Origin of the sequence: Saccharopolyspora antiqui, assembly GCF_052246905.1 — a bacterium.
Classification (GTDB): domain Bacteria; phylum Actinomycetota; class Actinomycetes; order Mycobacteriales; family Pseudonocardiaceae; genus Saccharopolyspora.
Map to the genome: position 1 here is coordinate 181,672 of NZ_JBQQBO010000007.1, position 19,978 is coordinate 201,649.

General features: G+C 69.9%; 19 protein-coding genes. 5 read left to right on the forward strand and 14 right to left on the reverse strand.

Annotated elements, in window-relative coordinates; genetic code table 11:
* Window positions 1-15: 15 nt before the first annotated feature.
* The 5 genes from ACTWQN_RS14385 to ACTWQN_RS14405 are packed head-to-tail and all read right to left on the reverse strand — an operon-like array spanning window position 16 to window position 4,595.
* Window positions 16-819, reverse strand: a complete 804-nt coding sequence (locus tag ACTWQN_RS14385; protein WP_443203947.1) for an ABC transporter permease — start codon at window positions 817-819, stop codon at window positions 16-18.
* Window positions 816-1,664, reverse strand: coding sequence for an ABC transporter permease (locus tag ACTWQN_RS14390; RefSeq protein WP_443203948.1), 849 nt, complete (start codon window positions 1,662-1,664; stop codon window positions 816-818). Before ACTWQN_RS14390 ends, ACTWQN_RS14385 begins: the two co-directional genes overlap by 4 nt.
* Window positions 1,661-2,743 carry an ABC transporter ATP-binding protein gene (locus ACTWQN_RS14395; protein ID WP_443203949.1) on the reverse strand — a complete coding sequence of 361 codons (1,083 nt, stop codon included), beginning with the start codon at window positions 2,741-2,743 and terminating at the stop codon, window positions 1,661-1,663. Before ACTWQN_RS14395 ends, ACTWQN_RS14390 begins: the two co-directional genes overlap by 4 nt.
* On the reverse strand, window positions 2,740-3,804 hold the full coding sequence (locus ACTWQN_RS14400; protein ID WP_443203950.1) for an ABC transporter substrate-binding protein: 1,065 nt from the start codon (window positions 3,802-3,804) through the stop codon (window positions 2,740-2,742). The genes ACTWQN_RS14395 and ACTWQN_RS14400 overlap by 4 nt, the downstream gene beginning before the upstream one ends.
* A 59-nt stretch (window positions 3,805-3,863) precedes the next feature.
* Entirely contained in the window at window positions 3,864-4,595 is a 732-nt protein-coding gene (locus ACTWQN_RS14405; RefSeq protein WP_443203951.1) for a GntR family transcriptional regulator, read from the reverse strand.
* A 252-nt stretch (window positions 4,596-4,847) separates the two neighbouring features.
* Between ACTWQN_RS14405 and ACTWQN_RS14410 the strand changes: the two genes are divergently transcribed.
* Window positions 4,848-6,353, forward strand: coding sequence for an ArnT family glycosyltransferase (locus tag ACTWQN_RS14410; RefSeq protein ID WP_443203952.1), 1,506 nt, complete (start codon window positions 4,848-4,850; stop codon window positions 6,351-6,353).
* Between the two features lie 82 nt (window positions 6,354-6,435).
* Here ACTWQN_RS14410 and ACTWQN_RS14415 read toward each other — a convergent pair whose 3' ends face one another.
* From ACTWQN_RS14415 to ACTWQN_RS14430, 4 genes are all read right to left on the reverse strand, one after another.
* Complete coding sequence (locus tag ACTWQN_RS14415) at window positions 6,436-7,746, reverse strand: PrsW family intramembrane metalloprotease (RefSeq protein ID WP_443203953.1); 1,311 nt, start codon at window positions 7,744-7,746, stop codon at window positions 6,436-6,438.
* A gap of 85 nt (window positions 7,747-7,831) precedes the next feature.
* A complete protein-coding gene (locus tag ACTWQN_RS14420; RefSeq protein ID WP_443203954.1) occupies window positions 7,832-8,356 on the reverse strand; it encodes a GNAT family N-acetyltransferase in 525 nt (174 codons plus the stop codon).
* A gap of 54 nt (window positions 8,357-8,410) precedes the next feature.
* On the reverse strand, window positions 8,411-9,919 hold the full coding sequence (locus ACTWQN_RS14425; RefSeq protein ID WP_443203955.1) for a CoA-acylating methylmalonate-semialdehyde dehydrogenase: 1,509 nt from the start codon (window positions 9,917-9,919) through the stop codon (window positions 8,411-8,413).
* Window positions 9,916-11,220, reverse strand: a complete 1,305-nt coding sequence (locus ACTWQN_RS14430) for an aspartate aminotransferase family protein (protein ID WP_443203956.1) — start codon at window positions 11,218-11,220, stop codon at window positions 9,916-9,918. The genes ACTWQN_RS14425 and ACTWQN_RS14430 overlap by 4 nt, the downstream gene beginning before the upstream one ends.
* A 133-nt stretch (window positions 11,221-11,353) precedes the next feature.
* Here ACTWQN_RS14430 and ACTWQN_RS14435 point away from each other — a divergent pair, with 133 nt between their 5' ends.
* From ACTWQN_RS14435 to ACTWQN_RS14445, 3 genes are all read left to right on the forward strand, one after another.
* Window positions 11,354-12,982: a PucR family transcriptional regulator gene (locus ACTWQN_RS14435; protein ID WP_443203957.1), complete on the forward strand. Its 1,629-nt coding sequence runs from the start codon at window positions 11,354-11,356 to the stop codon at window positions 12,980-12,982.
* A 144-nt stretch (window positions 12,983-13,126) separates the two neighbouring features.
* On the forward strand, window positions 13,127-13,420 hold the full coding sequence (locus ACTWQN_RS14440; RefSeq protein WP_443203958.1) for a hypothetical protein: 294 nt from the start codon (window positions 13,127-13,129) through the stop codon (window positions 13,418-13,420).
* A gap of 557 nt (window positions 13,421-13,977) precedes the next feature.
* On the forward strand, window positions 13,978-14,208 hold the full coding sequence (locus ACTWQN_RS14445) for a hypothetical protein (protein WP_443203959.1): 231 nt from the start codon (window positions 13,978-13,980) through the stop codon (window positions 14,206-14,208).
* A 123-nt stretch (window positions 14,209-14,331) separates the two neighbouring features.
* Here ACTWQN_RS14445 and ACTWQN_RS14450 read toward each other — a convergent pair whose 3' ends face one another.
* From ACTWQN_RS14450 to egtA, 5 genes are all read right to left on the reverse strand, one after another.
* Complete coding sequence (locus ACTWQN_RS14450; protein WP_443203960.1) at window positions 14,332-14,670, reverse strand: hypothetical protein; 339 nt, start codon at window positions 14,668-14,670, stop codon at window positions 14,332-14,334.
* A 134-nt stretch (window positions 14,671-14,804) separates the two neighbouring features.
* Window positions 14,805-15,776, reverse strand: a complete 972-nt coding sequence (egtD, locus tag ACTWQN_RS14455; RefSeq protein ID WP_443203961.1) for an L-histidine N(alpha)-methyltransferase — start codon at window positions 15,774-15,776, stop codon at window positions 14,805-14,807.
* A 2-nt stretch (window positions 15,777-15,778) separates the two neighbouring features.
* Window positions 15,779-16,531 carry an ergothioneine biosynthesis protein EgtC gene (gene egtC / locus ACTWQN_RS14460; protein WP_443203962.1) on the reverse strand — a complete coding sequence of 251 codons (753 nt, stop codon included), beginning with the start codon at window positions 16,529-16,531 and terminating at the stop codon, window positions 15,779-15,781.
* A gap of 3 nt (window positions 16,532-16,534) precedes the next feature.
* Window positions 16,535-17,872, reverse strand: a complete 1,338-nt coding sequence (egtB, locus tag ACTWQN_RS14465; protein WP_443203963.1) for an ergothioneine biosynthesis protein EgtB — start codon at window positions 17,870-17,872, stop codon at window positions 16,535-16,537.
* Window positions 17,873-17,887: 15 nt separating this feature from the next.
* The gene (gene egtA / locus ACTWQN_RS14470; protein ID WP_443203964.1) at window positions 17,888-19,120 is read right to left on the reverse strand and encodes an ergothioneine biosynthesis glutamate--cysteine ligase EgtA; all 1,233 of its coding nucleotides are present in this window, start codon (window positions 19,118-19,120) and stop codon (window positions 17,888-17,890) included.
* Between the two features lie 211 nt (window positions 19,121-19,331).
* On the opposite strand from egtA, the gene ACTWQN_RS14475 reads away from it, so the two are divergent.
* Window positions 19,332-19,925 (forward strand): TetR/AcrR family transcriptional regulator, encoded by a 594-nt coding sequence (locus ACTWQN_RS14475; RefSeq protein WP_443203965.1) that lies wholly within the window; start codon window positions 19,332-19,334, stop codon window positions 19,923-19,925.
* Window positions 19,926-19,978: the final 53 nt, after the last annotated feature.

The following is a 19,978-nucleotide window of genomic DNA, read 5'->3' on the forward strand; positions in this document are numbered from 1 at the left end:
GTACCGGCACGGCGGTCAGCGCTGCGCCTCCGAACCGAACAGCCGTGCCACCCCCACGACGCGTTCGATGACCACGGCCGCCACCACCGCGAACAGCACCATCAGCGTGCCGACCGCGGTCACCGTCGGGTCGTAGTTGTACTGGAGGTAGTTGAAGATGCGCACCGGCAGCGTCTGCATGTCCGTGGTCACCACGAACAGCGCCACCGTGAGGTCGTCGAACGAGGTGATCAGCGCGAAGAACGCGCCAGCGATCAACGAACCGCGCAGCGCGGGCAGCGTGACGTGCCAGAACACCTGCAGCGGCGCAGCCCCCAGCCCGGCCGCCGCGCGCTCGGCGGAGCGGTCCAGTCCCGCGAGCCCGGCGAGCACCAGCCGCACCGTGTAGGGCACGGTCAGCATCAGGTGCGCGAGCAGCAGCGTCAGCGGGCTGGCCGCCATGCCCAGCTGCGCGAACCACTGCAGCAGCCCGATGCCGAGCACGATCGTCGGCACCGCGAACGCGCTGGAGAACAGGTTGTCCAGCACCGCTCGGCCGGGGAACGGGTAGCGGTGCATCGCCAGCCCCGCACCCAACCCGAGCAGCGTGGACACCGCGGCAGCGGCGGCCGCGACGCCGATGCTGAGCGCGAAGGAGGCCAGGAACTCCGGCCGGTGCAGCAGCTCGACGTACCAGTGCAGCGTCAGCCCCTTCGGCGGGAAGGACACGTAGCTGGTGGTGGTCAGCGACGAAGCGATCGTCACCAGCACCGGGGCGAGCAGGAAGAGCCCGACCAGGGTCGCGAAACCGGCGCCCAGCGCCCGAACCGCCCGATTCATGCGAACGTTCCCTTCGCGTCACGACCGCGCAGCAGCCTGCCGTACGCGGAGACGAGCACCGTGGTCACCACGATCAGGATGAAGCCGATCGCCGCCGCGTACGGCCAGTCCAGGCTGTTGGTCGCCTCGGTGTAGACGAAGTACGGCATCAGCTTGACGGTCGGGCCACCGAGGATGGCCGGGGTGACGAAGCTGGAGACGGTCAGGCTGAACACGATCAGCGATCCGGCCAGCATGCCCGGCGCCGACAGCGGCAGCGTGATCCGCCAGAAGCAGCTCCAGCCGCTGGCGCCGAGGCCTCTGGCGGCGGGCACCAGGGTGGGATCGATCCGGTCCAGGCTGCCGATCAGCGGCAGCACCATGTACGCGAACATCACGTGCACCATGCCGATGACCACGGCGGTGTCGGTGTAGAGCAGCTTCGGCTCCTGGATGCCGAAGACGCCCAGCAGCGCGGCGACCGGCCCGTTGGGACCCAGCACCACCAGCCAGCCGTAGGCCCGGATGACCATGCTGATCAGCAGCGGCGAGAGCAGGATCAGCGAGAGGTAGTTGCGCACCCGCGGCGAGCGGCCGCGCAGGTACACCGCGAACGGATATCCCAGCACCAGGCAGCCCGCCGTGGTCAGCGCTCCGATCCACAGGGTGTGCCACAGCACGTCGCGGTAGAACGGGTCGCCGAGGAACCTGATGTAGTTGGCCAGCGTCAGATCGCCCTGCTGGGTCCGGAAGCTGTTGAACACCAAGGTGAACAGCGGCGCGACGAACAGCAGGACGCACACCGCGATGGCGGGCGCGGCCAGCAGCAGCCCAGTGCGCCACACCGGGCCTCGACGGGCGCTCACGGCCGCCGGACGGTCAGCGACGCGTGCTGCGGTTGCCAACTGCACCTCACCTCCGAACCCTCGTCCGGCACGGTTTCCCCGAACGGCAGGGAAACCTCGATGTCACCGGCCGCTGTGGACACCGTGCAGCGGGCCTTGGAACCGAGGAACCGGGTGGCGCGAACGGTGCCGGGCAGCCCCGGCCCGTCGCTGGCCGCAGCCGCCAACCGAACCGCTTCCGGCCGCACGTAGAGCCGAACGCCATCGCCCGCCGACGGTTGGCCGCCGACCGGATCGGCCGAGACCACCGCATCCGCGACCCGGCAGACCGAACCGCCCTCGGAGGTGCCGTCGAGCACGTTGACCTCGCCGATGAACTGGGCGACGAAATCGGTCGCGGGCCGCAGGTAGACCTCGCGCGGGATGTCGATCTGGTGGATCACGCCCTGGTCCATCACGGCGATCCGATCGGAGACGGCCAGCGCCTCCTCCTGGTCGTGCGTGACGAGGATCGTGGTGGTGCCGATGCGGCGTTGCAGCGCCACGACCTCGTCGCGCAGCCGGACCCGCAACTGGGCGTCGAGGTTCGAGAAGGGCTCGTCGAGCAGCAGCAGGTCGGGTTCCACGACCAGCGCCCTGGCCAGCGCCGCCCGCTGCTGCTGACCGCCGGAGAGCTGCCGGGGATAGCGCTCGGCCATCCCGTCGAGGCCGACCATCGCCAGCGCCTCGGCGACCTTGCGGGCCCGCTCGGCCCGACCGGTCCCGCGCATCCGAAGGCCGAATCCGACGTTGTCGGCGATCGTCATGTGCGGGAACAGCGCATAGGACTGGAAGACCATCCCCATGGTCCGGCGATGCGGTGGCGTGTTGGTCAGCTCCCGGCCGTCGACCTCGACAACACCGGAATCCGGCAGCAGGTGCCCAGCGACGATGTTCAGGGTGGTCGTCTTGCCGCAACCCGACGGCCCGAGCAGCGTGAGGAACTCGCCTGGCTCGGTGCGCAGCTCGATGCCCCGCACGATCTCCTTGCCGCCGAGGCTCTTGCGCACGTCGGTCAGCCGGAGCCGACCTCGGGTGGCCGTTTCGGTCAGCGTGGTCACCGGACCTCCACCTGCTTGTTCCACTGGTCGGTCCAGGCCGAGCGCTGCTGGTTGATCAGCGGCCAGTCCAGCTTGCGCAGCTTGTCGATCTCGTCGGGGCCGACGACCTTCCCGGCCAGCGCGGGATCGACCGGCACACCCCGGACGGTGGGGCCGTCGTAGGTGGCCTTGGCGAGGTCGTCCTGCACCTTCTTGTCCAGCAGGTGGGCGACGAACTTCTGCGCCAGCTCGCCGTGCGGCGCCTTGTTCACCACGTTCGCGGTGGTCACCAGCGCGAGCGCGCCTTCGGCCGGGTAGACGAACCGCACCGGGAAGTTCTTCTCGGCCAGGGTAGACGCCCGCGACACACCCCAGACCGAGGCCGCGGCCTGGCCCTGCAGGAAGTAGTTGGACACGTCGGCGGTGGTGTCGAAGGTGACGGCGTTGTCGGCGATCTTGCGCGCGGCTTCGAAGCCCGGCTGGATGTTCTGCTCGGAACCGCCGTTGGCGGTGGCCGCCCCGACCAGCAACCCGATCCCGTAGGTGTTGGTGATGGAGGGCAGCACCAGCGCACCCTTGAGCCGCGGATCGGCGAGGTCCATCCACTTGGTGGGCGCCGGAATGCCGTGCTGCGCGAACCATTCGGGCTGGTAGGCGATGCCGGTGGCGGTCATGCCGAACCCGACGCCGGTGTCCCCGGGCAGCCGCGCCACATCCACGACTTGGTCGACGGGCACCACCTTGGTGTCCAGCGGGGCGAGCAGCCCGGCTTCCACGGCCTGCGCCTGCGGTCCGTCGTCGAGCAGCGCGACGTCGATCTGCGGGCTGGACTGCTGCGCCTTGATCTTGGCGATGCTGTCGGTGGAGGAACCGGGGATGTAGGTGACCTTGCAGCCGCAGGTCTGCTCGAACTCGGGGATGACGGACTGCCGCAGCGCGGTTTCGAAGGAGCCGCCATAACCGGCGACGACCAGCGTTCCAGCCCCGGCCGACGGGTTGGGCGGGGCGCATCCGGTGAGGGCGAGCAGGGCCGCGCCAGCGACGGCGCCAAGCGTGGTGAGCAAGAAACGGCGTGAACGCATGGTCGTCTCCTGAAGAGAGGAAGGCCCCGAGCAGAGCGGGAATGGTGGTGCTGCGCCGCTCAGGACGGTGGGCCGCTGAGCGAGGATTCGACGTAGAACCGGGACGAATCGGCGGGCAGGATCGCGCGGAAGAGCTCGACGACCTCCCCGTCGGTGGCCCAGGTGATCCGCAACCAGCGGAAGACCGGTGTTCCGGCGGGCAGTCCGAATGTTTCGGCGTGCGCGTCGTCCAGGGCGTAGGGCTCCACGTAGAGCCGACTGCGCCCCAGCTCGACCCCGCGATCGCGGAGGTAGAGGTGCGTTGTGGTGGTGACCAGTGGTTGATCGAGCAGGTCGGGCGCCACGCGGAAGGGCAGCACGGCGAGTTCGGCGATCACGACCCGCGTGCCGTCCGCGCTCAGCTTGTGGCGTTCGACCTGGACGACGGCTTCATCGCCGGAAAGACCCGGCAACTCCAGAGCGGCTTGTCCGGCGGGCAGCACCTGCGCGTTGATCACCCGGTGATCACCGTGCATCTCGGGACCGCTGACCAGCAGCCCGGTCGCCCGGAGCAGGTTGTGCTCCCCGGCGGTGTGCGCGACGAAGGTGCCGCGCCGCCGGTATCGCACGACCATCCCGGTATCGGCCAGGTCCCGGAGTGCGCGCTGCACGGTGATCCGGGAGACCCCGAACTGCTCGCCGAGCTCCGATTCGGTGGGGATCCGGGTTCCGGGGCCCCACCGGCCGTCCTGGATTCGTGCCTCCAGCTCCCTGCGCACCCGCGCGTGCAGCGGGAGGCCACGTCCTTTCATGCCCTGGAGATCCTGGGCATTCGGTGTTGATATGTCAATAGTGCTATTCGATATGACTTCAGTTCGACACGCGGGTTCAACTCGTCGACTCGCGGCGGAAGTCAGCCGACCGCAGCGCAGCCGAGGAGCCGCAAAGAAGTGTCCATTGAGGACCATAGCGTCGGCCGTCGGCGACAAATCACCGAGAACCACCCCGCGGCGAGCCCGGCCGGATAAACTGCGCCGAGAACGCGCAACGCCCAGGGGAAGCAGATGTCCACGAGAACCAAACCCTTCCCCGCGACCGAAAGCACGCAGCGCCTCCCCTGCCTGCTGCCGCCGTTCGCCCGCCTGCGGGTCCTGACCATCGCCGCACTCGTCGCGGCACTGCTGGCGATCCTCACAACGCGTTACGACTACGTCACCGATGAGCTCTACTTCCTGGCCGCGGGGAAGTTCTACCCGGCGTGGGACTACATGGACCAACAACCACTGGTCCCCCTGCTGGCGGCGTTCCTCGACACCGCGTTCCCCAACTCACTGCTGGCCTTTCGATTACCCTCGGCGCTGGTGACGGCACTGGGCGTAGTCGTCACGGCCCTCATAGCCCGCGAACTGGGTGGCGGCGGCCGGGCCCAAACCCTTGCCGCAGCGGCCTATCCGCTGTCCCCGTGGCTGCTGCTGGGCGGTCACTGGCTGACGGCGTCCACGATGGAACCCCTGCAGTGGACCACGATCGCCTGGCTGGTGATCCGCTGGAGCAGGCTGAACGATCGAGGAATCCGCCGAGACCGCCTGCTCGTCCACATCGGCCTGGTCACAGCCCTTGCGCTGCAAACGAAATTCCAGGTGGTGGCCCTGATCGCCGCGCTGCTGCTGAGCATCGCGATCGTCGGCCCGCGAACCATCTTCCGCAGACCCCTGTTTTGGGTCGCGGCGGCGATCCCGGCGCTGACGGCGATCCCGACGCTGTGGTGGCAGGCCACCAACGGTTGGCCCGCCTTGGACATGGGCACCGCGGTGAACAACGAGAACGACCGGCTGTTCCTGGTGCCCACCGCCCTGTTCTACGCGGGCATCGTGGTGGGAGCGGTGTTCTGCTGCTACGGCCTGGTCCAACTGCTGCGGGCCCCGGCGATGCACCCGTTCCGGTTCCTCGGCTGGACCACGATCGCGGTGCTGCTGTGCTTCCTGATCGCCGGTGGCCGTCCGAACTACGTCGCGGGCCTGTACGGGTTGCTCTTCGCGGCGGCGGCCGTCGGCCTGCGGCACCGAGCGAAGAAGCTGCAATGGCCCGCATACCTGGCCTCGGCGATCCTGCCGCTGGCGGTGCTGCCGATCTACCCGCTGGACTTCCTGGCCCGCCACCCCGAATTCCCCAGCTACCCGCGCCTCTACGAAACGGGCTGGCCCGCCCTGGTGCGAACCGTCGCGCGCGAATACCAGGCGTTGCCGCCCGATCGGCAACGCCACACAGCTGTCCTGGCCGAGAACTACTACCTGGCCGCCGCCCTCGACGTCTACGGCCGGGAGGTCGGCCTACCCCGCGCCTACAGCCCGCACCGCGGCTACTGGTTCTTCGGCGCACCACCGGAAACCGCCGACACCGTGCTGTACGTCGGCACCGATCAGCCCCTGGCGCCGTATTTCGGAGGGCACCGCGAGCTCGGCACGGTCGAAACCGGCCTGGTGAACATGGCCCAGGGCAACGAACTCACCCTCTACCAGGACCCGAAGCAGCGGTGGTCCACCCTGTGGCCACGAATCCGCACCTTCTGAAACAAACTGCGGTTGAACTCGTTCTGGGCAGCGGTGCCTGCCCGCGGCCGTCGAGTCCGTGCGGCCAAGCAGGTACCGATGCTCACCTGGGCGGTCCCGGCCAACCGGGGCGCGGGCCGGGCGGCGGCGGACGGTGCCCCGGCGGCGGCTGGTGTCCCGGCGGGCGCTGCTGATACCTCGGCAGCTGCGCCGCCGTCAGCTGCGCTGGCGGGGCGAAGAACCCGGACCGCTCCTGGCGCGCCCACGGCGGCGGGGGTGCCTGCGGCATCCGCCGGAAGAACGCATCGCGCGCGGTCCGCATCAACCTCAGGATCGCGTCCCGCCGCGCGAAGAACTTCTCCGGCGGGATCGTCGCCTTCTCGGCGTGCGCGTGCAGCAGCGCCAGCTCGGTGGCCGCCAACTGGTAGTCGCCCATCGCACGCGCCCCGGTCGTGCCCGCCTGCGTGCGCGCCCAGTGCCGGGCGTTGCGCCGTCCGGACAGACTGCCCAGCATCCGCACATCGCCCGGCTGCACCAGGCCGCTCGGGATGTAGGCGGGCAGGTAGGTGCGGATCAGCCGCACCAGCCGCTTGCGGTCCAGCACCAAGACCACGATCAACCCGATGAGCACCAGGAACTCCACCAGGTACGCCACCACCAGACCCGCGAAACCGGCCAGCGTGACGCTGCCGTTCCACAGCGCGTGCAGGAACACCGCGCCGCACCAACCACCGACCACGGCGAAGAACCGACCCGGACCGCGATGGGTGGCGGCGTAGGCGACACCGAGCCCGGTCATCGCGGTGTACAGCGGGTGCCCCAGCGGTGCGATCACCCCGCGGATGAGCACCGTCACCCAGATCTCGCCGCTGGCCGCGCCCAGCCCCTGCATGTAGTACAGGACGTTCTCGACCAGCGCGAAACCCAGCCCGCACATCGCCGCGTAGACGATCCCGTCGGTCGGTCCGTCGATCTCGTGCCGCCGCACCCACAGCAGGTACAGCAGCAGCGCGCCCTTGAAGCTCTCCTCGACGACCGGCGCCACGATCGACGTGGTGACCGCCGAGGCGAACTCCGGTCCCAGCGCCGGTGCCATCAGGATCTCGCTGCCGGTGTTCACGATCAGCGCACCGATGATCGCCACCCCGGCACCCCACCCGAACGCCAGCCACAGGTTGAGCTGCGGCTCGGGTTCCAACCGGTCGATCAACAGGATCAGCGCGATGAGCACGATCGCGGTCGGCAGCGCCAACCCCGTCCCGATCACCACATCTACCGGCCCGCCCTGCACCAGGTAGAACGTCAGCGCCAGCAGCAGGCAGACGCCGGAGACCACCAGGCCGATGATCAGCGGTATCGGGGCGCGGTTGGAGCTGCGGCCTTCCAGGACCGACCGAGGACTGAGCGCGGGCATGCCCGCGAGCGTAGGAGATCGCGCCCGACCGCGACCGGCGAACCCGACCAACTGGTGCTGCCGATCCCGCCGGGGCGGACCCGGATCACCGCGAATTCAGATCCACTTCGGCGCGCAGGATGCTGTACAGCACGCAGTCCCGCCATTGGCCGTTGCGGAAACCGTAGCCGCGCAGCACGCCTTCGCGGGTGAACCCGGCCTTCTCCAGCGCGCGCTGCTCGGCGACGTTGGTCAGCTCGGTGCCCGCTTCGATGCGGTTGACCTGGGTATTGGCGAACAGGTACCGCACCAGCAACCGCTGCGCTTCGGTGCCGTGCCCGCGGCCGCGGGAATCCGGCTGGAGGTTGACGCCGATCTCCCAGCAGTGCGACCTCGGACCGGTCTCCACTCGGTGCCAGGACACGAAACCGACCAGTTCCTGCTGGGCGACGACCAGCATCACGCCCTGCTCGTCACCCAGCAGTCCGGTCTCCTCCCACCGCTTGGCCATCAGGCCCGGTTTCCGCCAGCCCCACCAGTTGTACGGCGCGGCGGACGCCGGATCGTTGATCAACCGCTCCAGTGCGGCGAGGTCGTCTTCCTGGACGGGTCGCAGTTCCAGCTCTTCCACGCTCGGAGAGCCTAGAGAGCCGGTCGGTGACCCTTCGTGCAGGCTGGGCAGCCGTCAGTTGTTCTGCGGGAATCCGAGGTTGACGCCGCCGTGCGAGGGGTCCGGCCAGCGCGTGGTGACGACCTTGGAGCGGGTGTAGAACTGGATGCCATCCGGCCCGTAGGCGTGCGCGTCGCCGAACAGCGAGTCCTTCCAGCCGCCGAAGGAGTAGTACGACACCGGCACCGGGATCGGCACGTTCACGCCGACCATGCCGACCTCGACCTCCTCGCAGTACTGCCGAGCGGCGCCGCCGTTCGCGGTGAAGATCGCCGTGCCGTTGCCGTACGGGTTGTTGTTGAGCACCTCGATCGCCGCGGCGTAGCTGGGCACCCGCAGCACCGACAGCACCGGCCCGAAGATCTCGTCGGTGTAGATGGACATGTCGGTGCCCACGTTGTCGAACAGCGTCGGCCCGAGCCAGAACCCGTCGGATTCGCCGTCCACGCGCACTCCGCGCCCGTCGACCACCAGTTCCGCCCCGGCGGACAACCCCGCTGCCACGTACGACGTGACCCGATCCCGGTGCGCGGCGGTGACCAGCGGCCCCATGTCGCAGCTGCGGCGGCCGTCGCCGACGCTGAGCTTCGCCATCCGCTCGGCGATCTTGGCCACCAGCTCGTCGCCGACCGGGTCGACCGCGACGACCGCCGAGATCGCCATGCACCGCTCCCCCGCCGAGCCGAATCCGGCGGACACCGCGGCGTCGGCGGCCAGGTCGAGGTCGGCGTCCGGCAGCACCACCATGTGGTTCTTCGCCCCGCCGAGCGCCTGCACCCGCTTGCCGTTGCCGGTGCCGGTCTCGTACACGTAGCGCGCCACCGGGGTGGAGCCGACGAACGACACCGCCTTGACCGTCGGGTGCGCCAGCAGCGCGTCGACCGCGACCTTGTCGCCGTGCACCACGTTGAGCACGCCGTCTGGCAGCCCGGCCTCGTGCCACAGCTGCGCGATGAAGTTGGCCGCCGACGGGTCCTTCTCGCTGGGCTTGAGCACCACGGTGTTGCCGCAGGCGATGGCGCCCGGCACGAACCACAGCGGCACCATGGCCGGGAAGTTGAACGGCGAGATCACCCCGACGACACCCACCGGCTGCCGAACCGAGTGCACGTCGACGCTGGTCGAGGCGTTCGCCGAGAACCCGCCCTTGAGCAGGTTCGGGATGCCGCAGGCGTATTCGACGTTCTCCAGACCGCGCTGAACCTCGCCAGCGGCGTCGGAGACGACCTTGCCGTGCTCGGCGGTGATGATCTCGGCGAGCTCGCCCTTGCGCTGGTTGAGCAGTTCCCGGAAGGCGAACAGCACGTTCGAGCGCCGCGCCAGCGAGGTGTGCCGCCAAGTCTTGAGGGCCTCGGCCGCCTTCGCCACCGCGGTGTCCACATCGGACTCCGAGGCGAACGCGACCCGCTTGGTCAGCTTGCCGGTGGCGGGGTCGAAGACGTCTCCGGTGCGCTGCGGGGTCGCGTCGTCGAACTTGCCCGCGATCCAGTGCCTGATCAATTCGGTTCTGATCAATTCGGTCATGCGTGGAGCTCCTGCTCGGCCAGCGAGATGGTTTCGGTGAGGATCTGCAGCGCCTGCGCCGCTTCATCCTCGGTCAGCGTCATCGGCGGCGCCAGGCGCAGGACGTTGCCGTGCAGCCCGCCCTTGCCTACCAACATCCCGCGCTGCTTGGCCAGTTCCATCACCCGCGTGGCCGACATCGCAGCGGGTCGCCGGGTGCCGGGTTCGACCAGTTCGACGCCGATCATCAGGCCCTTGCCGCGCACATCGCCGATCAGCGGGCACTGCTCGGCGAGCCCCCGCAAACCGTCCAGCAGCCGGGAGCCGAGCTTGGCGGCGTTGCCCTGCAAGTCGTGGTCCAGCAGGTAGTCCAGGGCGGCCGAGGCGGCGCTGGTGGAGATCGGGTTGCCGCCGAAGGTGGAGATCGAATTCGCGGTCAGGCAGTCCATCAGCTCCGCCTCGGCGACCACCCCGCCGATGGCCACCCCGTTGCCCAGGCCCTTGGCGAAGGTCATCGCGGCCGGGGCCACGCCGTGCGCCTGGATGCCCCAGAAGTGCTCACCGGTGCGGCCCCAACCCGTCTGCACCTCGTCGGAGATCAGCAGGATGCCGTACTCCTCCAGCACTTCGGCGAACGCGCCGAAGAGGCCGTCGGGCGGCGTGGCGAACCCGCCGACGCCCTGGATCGGCTCCGCGATCATGCAGGCCACATCCCCGGCCGTGGTGGTCTCGATGACCTCGCGCAGGTCGTCGACGCAAGCCGCGATGTAGTCGGCGTCGGAGCGGTCCCGGAACGGGCTGCGGTACCGGTAGCCGCCGTGCACGTAGCTGACCTTGACCGGGGACAGCGAACTGGCCGACCAGCCGCGGTTGCCGGTCACGCCGAGGGTGCCGAAGGCGCGCCCGTGGTAGGAGTTGCGCAGCGCGAGGACCTGGTTGCTGTGCCGGTACTGGGTGGCCAGCAGCAGCGCGGTCTCGTTGGCCTCGGTGCCGGAGCTGGTGAAGAACACCTTGGGGTTGGCCAGCCCGGACAGCTCGCCGATCCGCTCGGCCAGCTCCACCTGCTGCCGGATCAGGTACAGCGTGGAGGTGTGCAGGATGCCGGTGTCGACCTGGCGGCGGATCGCATCGCTGATCTCGGCGACGTCGTAGCCGATGGCGTTGGTCAGGATCCCGGCGAAGAAGTCCAGGTAGGTGTTGCCCGCGGCGTCGGTGACGTGCCGCCCCGAGCCGCTGACGATCTCGATGGGGTCCTCGTAGTACAGGGCGAGCCAGCTGGGCAGGGCGGCGCGATGCCGTGCCACCAGATCAGATTCGGTCATCGGTCCTCTTCGCGAGCAGGTGGGTGGGCGGTCCGCGCACCAGTCTTCCCGGCCGATCCAAGCGACCACCACGGACAACATGCGCTGATCTCGCCAGTGGCGCCTTACAGTGTGTGCATCGGGAAGGGGTCTGATGAAGCCGATCTCGCCGGATGTGCTGGCGCTGCCGACCGTCTCCGAGGTGCTCGACCTGCCGGTGCTGCGCAGCGGCAAACCGCGGGTGATCGCCGGGGCGTCCGGCCTGGACGGCCGGGTGCGCTGGGTGCACGTCGCCGAGATCGCCGACATCGCACCGCTGCTCAGTGGCGGCGAGCTGGTGCTGACCACCGGTATCGCGCTGCCCGACGAGCCCGCGGAGCTGGTCCGCTACGTCGACGAGCTCGCCGCGGTCGGGGTGTGCGGGGTGGTCGTGGAGCTGGTGCGCAGGTGGCGCGATCGAGTCCCGGTGGCGCTGGTGGACGCGGCGCACCGGCACGATCTGCCGCTGGTGACGCTGGCGGAGGAGACGAAGTTCGTCGCCGTCACCGAGGCGGTGATCGCCCGGATCCGCGACGCCCAACTGGCCGAGCTGCGCGCGACGCACGCGATCCACGACACCTTCACCGCGCTTACCACCTCGGGCGCCGAACCGGCTTCGGTGCTGCGCGAAGCCGCTCGGATCGTCGGTCATCCCGTCGTCCTGGAAACCCTCGCGCACCAAGTGCTCGCCTACGACGCGGCCGGGCAGGATCCGGTCGCGCTGCTGTCGGAGTGGTCGGAGCGCTCCCGCGCGGTGGTGCAGTCCGGCCGCACCTCCTACGACCCGGACCAGCAGTGGTTGACCACGGTGGTCGGGGCGCGCGGCGACGATTGGGGACGGCTGGTGATGCTCGGCCCGCAGCCGCCGCACCGGCACGTCGTGGTGGCCGAGCGGGCCGCGTCGGCGCTGGCGGTGAACCGGCTGGTGACCCGCGACCGGGAGAGCCTGGAACGCCAGACGCACCGCACCCTGATCACCGAACTGCTCGCGGGCAACGCCGACGCCGCGGATCTGGCCGCACGCGCCGCAGGCGTCGGTGTGCCGCTCGACGGCCCGCTGCTGGGCATCGCGGTCCGCCTGCGCACCACCACGACGCTCGCCCCGGCGCTGGAAACCCAGCAGCTGCTGCGGGATCTCGCCGAGGCGACCGCGCTCGCCGCGCGCAAGGCGAAGCTGCCGGTGCTGGTCGGGGTGGTCGACGACCTCACGGTCCGGGCCCTGGTGGTGCTGCGCACCGCTGATACCGACGCCGTCCTGACCCGCCTGGCGGCTGATGTGCGCCGGTCCGCCGGTGCGCACTCCCTGCCCGTGGTGGTCGCGGTCGGCAGCACCGTCGGTTCGATCTCCGGAGCACGCCGGACGCTCGCCGAGGCCGGGCAGGTCGCGGAAGCGGCCCTGCACGTCGCCGACGGCACCCGGGAGTTCCACCGGCTCGACGACGTTCGGCTGCGCGGCCTGCTGCACCTGCTGCGCGGCGATGAGCGGCTGACCGCGTTCGCCGAACGCGAACTGGGTCCGATCCTGGCCCATGAACGGCTGGTGGACGCGCTGCGCTCGCTTTGCCAGCACGGGGGCAACAAGTCCGCGGCGGCAACGGCGGCGCACCTGTCCCGCACCGCGTACTACGCCCAACTGGCCCGCATCGAGCAGCTGCTCGGGGTTTCCCTGGACACGCCGGAATCCCTGGTGTCCCTGCACGTCGCGCTATTGGCCTGGGATCTGCACAACTCCGACCGGCCGTGACCGACCAGCGGGGACCGCGCACGGCGTCGCGCCGGAAGCGCTCCGGCACGCGCGCCGCCGCGCGGCGAAGGGACTCCACGGCGACTTCCCACTGGATCCGCTCGGTCCACTGTGCTCAGCGGGCCACCGGGATGCGCGGAGCCGATGCTCACCACCGCCATCCGGCACCTCGTGAGCCTCGGGACCGCCGCCGTCGGCGACCGGACGATGCGGATCATCCTCAGCGGCGCGGGAATCCGGCTCACCGGACTCGCCCGCCCGGCCGTCGACGCCACGATCCGCACGCCATCGAACTCGACGCGGTCGTCCAACGCACCGGTTTCACCGGATGGACCAGAGGAGCAGCCGCCGCGATGCCGACCTTCGTCCGGGGACCTGACCGTCCCGACCTCGTTGCGGCAACCGGAGAAACGCGTCGGGGCGGCGGGTGTAACCTGAGGCCGCTGGCCGCGTACTGACGGCACCTCCCCCCAGTGGCTGTCGGTGCGCGGCTGGCCTTTGTGGCGGCTGCGCAGGTTGGTTTCCCGCGCAACCACTTGGTTTTCGAGCAGCCGAAAGGTCACTGGCGTCGCCGGTTCCGGTGCTGGTCATCGCCGCTGAACTCGCGCTGTCCGGACCGTTCTAGGACCGTGTTTTCACACTCGTTCCGCGGGTAGCGGTGCGAATTGCTCACGCGGACCGAACTGCTGACGTCGCTTCAAGAACAAGACCGAAGACAGGCATTGATGACCAAGCGTGCCCGGGACATTCGATAGCTGCGCCGATCGTGTGATGAGACGATCATGATCCGCAGTTGGCATTGGACCGAACGGGTCAAGCTCCCCTACCGCACGTCACTCGATCCCGGCGTGCCCGTCCCGTCCCCGGAGGTGGGGGAAAATGTTCCAAACCAAGCACCACTGGCAACCGGCCGAGCAGCTGCGGCACGCCGTCGCGGGATGGCCGACCTGCGCGGAATGCATGCGAGCGGCCAAGCGGCTTGGCGGGATCGCGTCGTGAACGGCGCCGTCGTGGTCCGCTTCGCCTTCGGCGTGGTCGGCGAATCCCGCCGCGACGCGCATCTCGCGGCCGTCCCGGACAGCGGAATTCCGGAGTACTGGCTGACCTTCTGCGGCCTGGAGATCCCGGCGGATCTGGCCGAGGTGTCCAACAGGCCAGCGGGCATGCCGTGCGCGCGCTGCCTGGCTTCAACCGGATCCGCGCAACCCCTGACCGTCCCGGGATGACGGTCCCGTCGTGAACCGGTTTTGCGTTGCGGTGCGGGTGGATGGGCAACCACGCGAACCGCGCTCCGCGCAAAACGAACCGCACCCGCCCGAGTTTCGGGCGGGTGCGGTCGGTTGCAGCGGTCAGCGCGAGAAGGTCACGGATCGCACCTCGACGCCAGCCGGGGCGTGCTGTCCCGGACGCAGCACGAAGTACACGTCCGAGTCGCAGCTCGGGTCCAGGAAGACGACCGCCGTCGCGTTGGTCTCGTTCTGCACCCGGTAGGCCGGGGTGTACGAGTTCGGCAGGTCGAGCCGGTGGCAGACCTCCCCGTCCGGGTCGAACAGCGCATCCCGTTGAACCGCGCCGAAGCGGTCGAACGAGTAGAAGAATTCACCTTCTGCCGCGAGCGCCGAGCCGGGCAGGGAAAGCAGCAGACCGGCCGCACCGAGTGCGGCGGTGACGGTTGCGCGCAGACGCATCGAGATCGTCCTTTCTGGGAAAAACGAACACCGACAACGCAAATGGTCGGGTCCGCGGCGCGCCACGCCACCCCGATCACCCGCTGGTGGGGTGATCGGCGGATTTGTTCACCGATCAGCTCGACCGGGCCGCGTCAGCGGGCCACGGCGAGGGACAGAGCGAAGTCGCCGGCGTCGTCGAGCCACCAATGGTGTAGGTCGAAGCCCGCCAGGGAGAGCTCGTCGCGAACCCGGTTGCGCCGGAACTTCGCCGATATCTCGGTGCGGATCTCCTCGCCCGCGGCGAAGTCGACGGTCAGCGCCAGCTCCGCCAGCCGGACCCGCATCGGCGCTTCCGCCCGCAGCCGCATCTCGATCCACTCCTGCTCGGCGTTCCACAACGCCACGTGCCGGAACCGCTCGGGAACGAAGTCGGCACCGAGCTCGCGGTTGAGCACCCGAAGCACGTTGCGGTTGAACTCCGCGGTCACGCCGCGCGCGTCGTCGTAGGCGCTGACCAGCCGCTGCCGGTCCTTGACCAGATCGGTGCCCAGCAGCAGCCACTCCCCCGGCCGCAACGCCGACCGCACCGCGGCGAAGAACACCGCACGCTCGACGGGCAGCAGATTTCCGATCGTGCCACCGAGAAACGCCACCAGACGCCCGGTGCCCGCGCGCAGGGCGCTCAGCCCGCTGGTGAAGTCGTCGACGACACCGCGCACCCGCAGATCCGGGTAGTCCAGCGCGATCGACTCCACCGCCGCGCGCAGCGCGGCACCCGAGACGTCCAGCGGCACGAACTGCTGCAGGGTCTCGTTCTTGCGCAACGCGTCGAGCAGCAGCCGGGTCTTCTCCGAAGATCCGGACCCGAGCTCGACGAGGGTGGCCGCGCCGGTGACCTCGGCGATCTCCAGCGCGTGCCGGGACAGGATCTGCTGCTCGGCGCGGGTCTGGTAGTACTCCGGCAAAACGGTGATCTGCTCGAACAGGTCGCTGCCGACCGCGTCGTAGAACCACTTGGGCGACAACCACTTCGGACTGTCGGTCAGGCCTGCCCGGACATCGGTGCGCAGCTCGCGGGCCGCGTCGGCGTCGGTGAATCGGACGATCAGTTCCGGCTCGCTCATCGTTATCCCGTCTCCTCCAACGGCGTCACCCGCACGCCTTCGGTGTCCGCGACGAGCAGGCACCCGTCCGGCACTTCCACCCATCCGGCCGTCGGGCCGAACCGCTCCGAGGCCACCGTCACCGCGGCGTCGCCGCGGCGCACCCACAGGGAATGCGTCCAGGTGGTGGCTATCAGCCGGGAACCGTCGGTGAGCAGCAGGTTCAGCCGCGATTCCGGTGCGGCGGCGAGCACCTCGCCCACCAGCTCCCGCACCGCCTCGCCCGGATCGGGCGCGTCGGCCAACCGCTGCCGCAGCAACGCCCACAGCAGGACCGAATCGGTCGGCGCCGCCATGGTCAGCAGATCGACGACGTCCAGCCGCGCGGCGAGTTTCGCCACCGAATCGGGCCAGCCGGTGATCCGGCCGTTGTGGCTGAACAACCAGGTGCCATCGGTGAACGGGGCGCACGCGTCCGAATTCACCGGCATGCCGACGGTCGCCGAGCGGACCGCCGCGACCACTCCACCGCTGCGCACCTCCGCGGCGGTCTGCCGAAACGACCCGTCCGTCCACATCGGAACCGCCGCCCGATATCTGGCGGTTCCGCGGCCATCCGACCGGTACCAGCCGACGCCGAATCCGTCGGCGTTGAGCGAACCGGCGCCGCGCATCTCCTCGGGCGCCCACGCCTGCTCCAGCAGCGAATGCGCCGGTTCCAGCAGCAGTTCGGCCAACGCGACCTCAGGCCCCAGATATCCCACGTGCCGACACATGTGTCAGTCGCGCTCCTCTTGTCCTGGTGTTCGGGCGCACCGGAACCCGGCGAAGATCTGCCTCCGGATCGGGTAGTCCCAGTTGCGGAAGGTGCCCCGGCAGGCTGCCGCGTCGGTGCCGAACGAACCACCGCGCAGCACCTTGTAGTCCGGACCGAAGAAAACCTCCGAGTACTCGCGGTAGGGGAAGGCGGAAAATCCCGGGTACGGCAGGAAATCCGTGGCGGTCCACTCCCACACGTCGCCGATGAGCTGCCGCGCGCCGCACGGCGCGGCACCGTCCCGGTACGCCCCGGCGGGCGCCGGTTGCAGGTGCCGCCCGCCGAGGTTGGCGTGCTCGGGCCGCGGATCGTCGTCGCCCCACGGATACCGCCGGGACCGACCGCTGGCCGGGTCGAACCGCGCGGCCTTCTCCCACTCCTGTTCGGTGGGCAGCCGTTTGCCCGCCCACGCCGCGTACGCCTCGGCTTCGTGGAAGCTCACGTGCACCACCGGCTCGTCCGCCGGTACCGGTTCGACGTGGCCGAACCGACGCCGCAGCCACCGGTCGCCGTCCCGCCACCAGAACCGCGGCGCCCGCAGGTCGGCGCGCTGCCGGTAGGCCCAACCGGCCTCGCTCCACCAGGTCGGATCGTGGTAGCCGCCAGCGTCGATGAACGCCTGGTACGCGCCGCCGGTGACCGGCGTGCTGTCGATGAAGAAGTCGTCGACGTGCACCTGGTGCGCCGGGCGTTCGTTGTCCAGCGCCCAGGGTTCGGTGGAGGTCCCCATCGTGAACGGCCCGCCGGGCACCAGAACTTCCGGCGGCAGGACGTCCACATCGGACGGTGGCGGATCGGCGGCCAGCGCGGGCGGTCCGTCGCGCAACTGGTGAGTGGCGAGCATCGTTTCGTCGTGCTGCTGCTCGTGCTGCACGATCATGCCGAAGGCGAACGCCTGCTCGATCAGTCGCCGCCCTTCCAGCGGGACGCGGTCGAGCAGGTCGAAGACCTTCGAACGCACCGTCGCGAGGTATTCGCGCGCCTCGGTCGGCCCCAGCAGCGGCAGCTGCGGTCGGTCGGAGCGGGCGTGCTGGAAGGCGTCGTAGAGGTCGTCGATGTCCGGGCGGATCGCCGCCGCCCCGCCGACATCGCGCACCAGCCACAGCTCCTCCTGGCTGCCGACGTGCGCCAGGTCCCACACCAGCGGCGACATCAGCGGCGAATGCTGCTTCACGAGGTCCTCGTCATCGACCGCGTCGGTCAACTCCGCGCTGCGCCGCCGGGTGCGCGCCAGTTCCGCGGCCACGCGCGAGCGCAGCCCTTCGATTCCCAAATCTGCCAGGTTCTGGGTGTTTTCCACCGATACCTCCGGATTTCAGCTGTCGCTGATCGTGGCGAGCCGACTCGCCACGAACTCCGCCAGTCGCTCCGCCAACCCCACCGGACTGTCCGGGCCCGTCAAGCGTTGGCACGCCAGGTCGAACACGTCGCGGGCGCTGCGCGCCAGCACGCGGTCGCGCAGGCCGTGCCGCGCGGCCTGCACCCACCGACCGGCGGCCGGGGCCGCCAACGCCAGGACCTCATCGACGGTGGACTCGTCGCCGAACAGCGCGATCAGCGCTCCGGCAGGCAACATCCAGTCCTGGCCGGGCTGCGCGTCGAGGTAGCGGACCTCCAGGTAGCCGCGGGGCCGCACCGGCGGGAAGACCGTGGTCAGGTGGTAGTCGAGGTCGTCGTGGGTGGGCCGGTTCGGCAGCGCGCCGTGGATCCACTCCGCGAAGCTGATGCCGCTGGGCGCGGTCCAGTCCTCGCCGTCGCGGCGCAGGCACACCAGCGCGGTGTCGAGCACCCGCTTCGCCCAGCCGCCCGCCGGATCGGCGGTGATCGGGCCGGGGCGGGTGCGCGGCGGGTCGGTGCGCAGCAGCGCGCGGGTGCGGGTGGACACCCAGCCGGTGCGCTCCCCGAACAGCTGCGGCGAGTTCGCGAAGGTGGCGAGCATCACAGGCCCGAGCGCGTGCAACGCCGCCCAGCGAGCGGCGACGCGGTGCGGTTCACCCGCGTCGAGGCAGACCTGGACCCCAGCGGTGCTGCACATCATCAACCGGCCGTCCAAGCCGATGCGATCGAAGGCGGTCTCCATCGCGGCGTAGCGCGGCACCTTGAGGATGCGCTTCGGGAACCGCCACGGGTCGGTGCCCTGCCCGCCGAGCACCAGCCCGACGCTGCGCAACCGGCGCTCGACGTACTCGGTATCGGCGGCGACGACGCTGAACAGCGATCGCATTGACGTGGTGGGAAGACTGGAGACCTCGACCTGGCCGCCGGGTTCGACGGTGAGCACCGAGCCGTTGGGCAATCGGCGGTGCGGGCTGGCAGGGACCAGGGAGCGTGGGGCGTGCGGGCCGAGCGCCTCGATCAACGTCGCGGCATCCAGCGGCCGACTCGGATCGTCGCGGTGGTGCACGGTCCATTCGAGTTCGATGCCGAGCAGCCTCGGTGGTCCGTGCTTGAAGCACACCGACGCGACGTAAGCCTCCGCCTCCGCCCGGGTGCGAACCCGGGAGGTCGGAAAGTCATCAGCGGCCGCTGGACCAGTCGATACGGGCAAAACGATCACCCCCGGTAATTGGCCGACTACCGACGCTACCTGTCACCCCCGACAGTCGCGACCCTTGTTCTTGATCCCCATAGCTGCTAAGGGTTTACTGGTCCTGGTCTGCCTTGCGCGGCACCCGCGGTTCGCCCGCTCGGTTGGGACACGCGCAGCAAAACGTACGTACGGATTGCAATGAGGCGGATCCGCCTGGGACGATCAGGGCATGCCTCGGGTCAGCCAGGACCACCTCGAAGCCCGGCGCCGTCAGATCCTCGACGGTTCCCGGTCGTGCTTCGCGCGCTTCGGCTACGAAGGCGCGACCGTGCGGCGGTTGGAAGAAGCGACCGCGCTCTCCCGCGGTGCGATCTTCCACCACTTCAAGGACAAGGAATCGCTGTTCCTCGCGCTGGCCGAGGACGACGCGACCCGGATGGCCGATGTGGTGGCCGAGCAGGGCCTGGTGCAGGTGATGCGCAACCTGCTCGACGAGCCCGCGCACGGCGGCGGCCACGCCCCCGGCGCCGACTGGCTCGGCACCCGGCTGGAGGTGTCCCGGCGGCTGCGCACCGACCACGAGTTCCGGGAACGCTGGGCGCAGCGCTCCGAGCAGCTCACCACCGCCACCCGCGCCCGCCTGCAGTGGCAGCGCGATGCGGGCAACCTCCGCGACGACGTCGCCGTGGACGTGCTGACGGCCTACCTCGAACTGGTGCTGGAAGGCCTCGTGTCGCACCTCGCGATGGGCCTGCCCGCCGAACACCTCAGCGCCGTGCTGGATGTGGTCGAGGAGAGCGTCCGCCGCCACCGCGGCCGGTGATCCCGGTGCGCACGCGCGCACGGCACTCGGCGTAATGTCGCTGTCGCAAACGG

Bases quoted from the DNA above. Each gene is read 5' to 3' on its own strand.
- ACTWQN_RS14385 (WP_443203947.1), bottom strand. From the start codon at position 819: ATGAATCGGGCGGTTCGGGCGCTGGGCGCCGGTTTCGCGACCCTGGTC.
- ACTWQN_RS14400 (WP_443203950.1), bottom strand. From the start codon at position 3,804: ATGCGTTCACGCCGTTTCTTGCTCACCACGCTTGGCGCCGTCGCTGGC.
- ACTWQN_RS14405 (WP_443203951.1), bottom strand. From the start codon at position 4,595: ATGAAAGGACGTGGCCTCCCGCTGCACGCGCGGGTGCGCAGGGAGCTG.
- ACTWQN_RS14410 (WP_443203952.1), top strand. From the start codon at position 4,848: ATGTCCACGAGAACCAAACCCTTCCCCGCGACCGAAAGCACGCAGCGC.
- ACTWQN_RS14415 (WP_443203953.1), bottom strand. From the start codon at position 7,746: ATGCCCGCGCTCAGTCCTCGGTCGGTCCTGGAAGGCCGCAGCTCCAAC.
- ACTWQN_RS14425 (WP_443203955.1), bottom strand. From the start codon at position 9,919: ATGACCGAATTGATCAGAACCGAATTGATCAGGCACTGGATCGCGGGC.
- ACTWQN_RS14430 (WP_443203956.1), bottom strand. From the start codon at position 11,220: ATGACCGAATCTGATCTGGTGGCACGGCATCGCGCCGCCCTGCCCAGC.
- ACTWQN_RS14435 (WP_443203957.1), top strand. From the start codon at position 11,354: ATGAAGCCGATCTCGCCGGATGTGCTGGCGCTGCCGACCGTCTCCGAG.
- ACTWQN_RS14440 (WP_443203958.1), top strand. From the start codon at position 13,127: ATGCTCACCACCGCCATCCGGCACCTCGTGAGCCTCGGGACCGCCGCC.
- ACTWQN_RS14450 (WP_443203960.1), bottom strand. From the start codon at position 14,670: ATGCGTCTGCGCGCAACCGTCACCGCCGCACTCGGTGCGGCCGGTCTG.
- egtD (WP_443203961.1), bottom strand. From the start codon at position 15,776: ATGAGCGAGCCGGAACTGATCGTCCGATTCACCGACGCCGACGCGGCC.
- egtC (WP_443203962.1), bottom strand. From the start codon at position 16,531: ATGTGTCGGCACGTGGGATATCTGGGGCCTGAGGTCGCGTTGGCCGAA.
- ACTWQN_RS14475 (WP_443203965.1), top strand. From the start codon at position 19,332: ATGCCTCGGGTCAGCCAGGACCACCTCGAAGCCCGGCGCCGTCAGATC.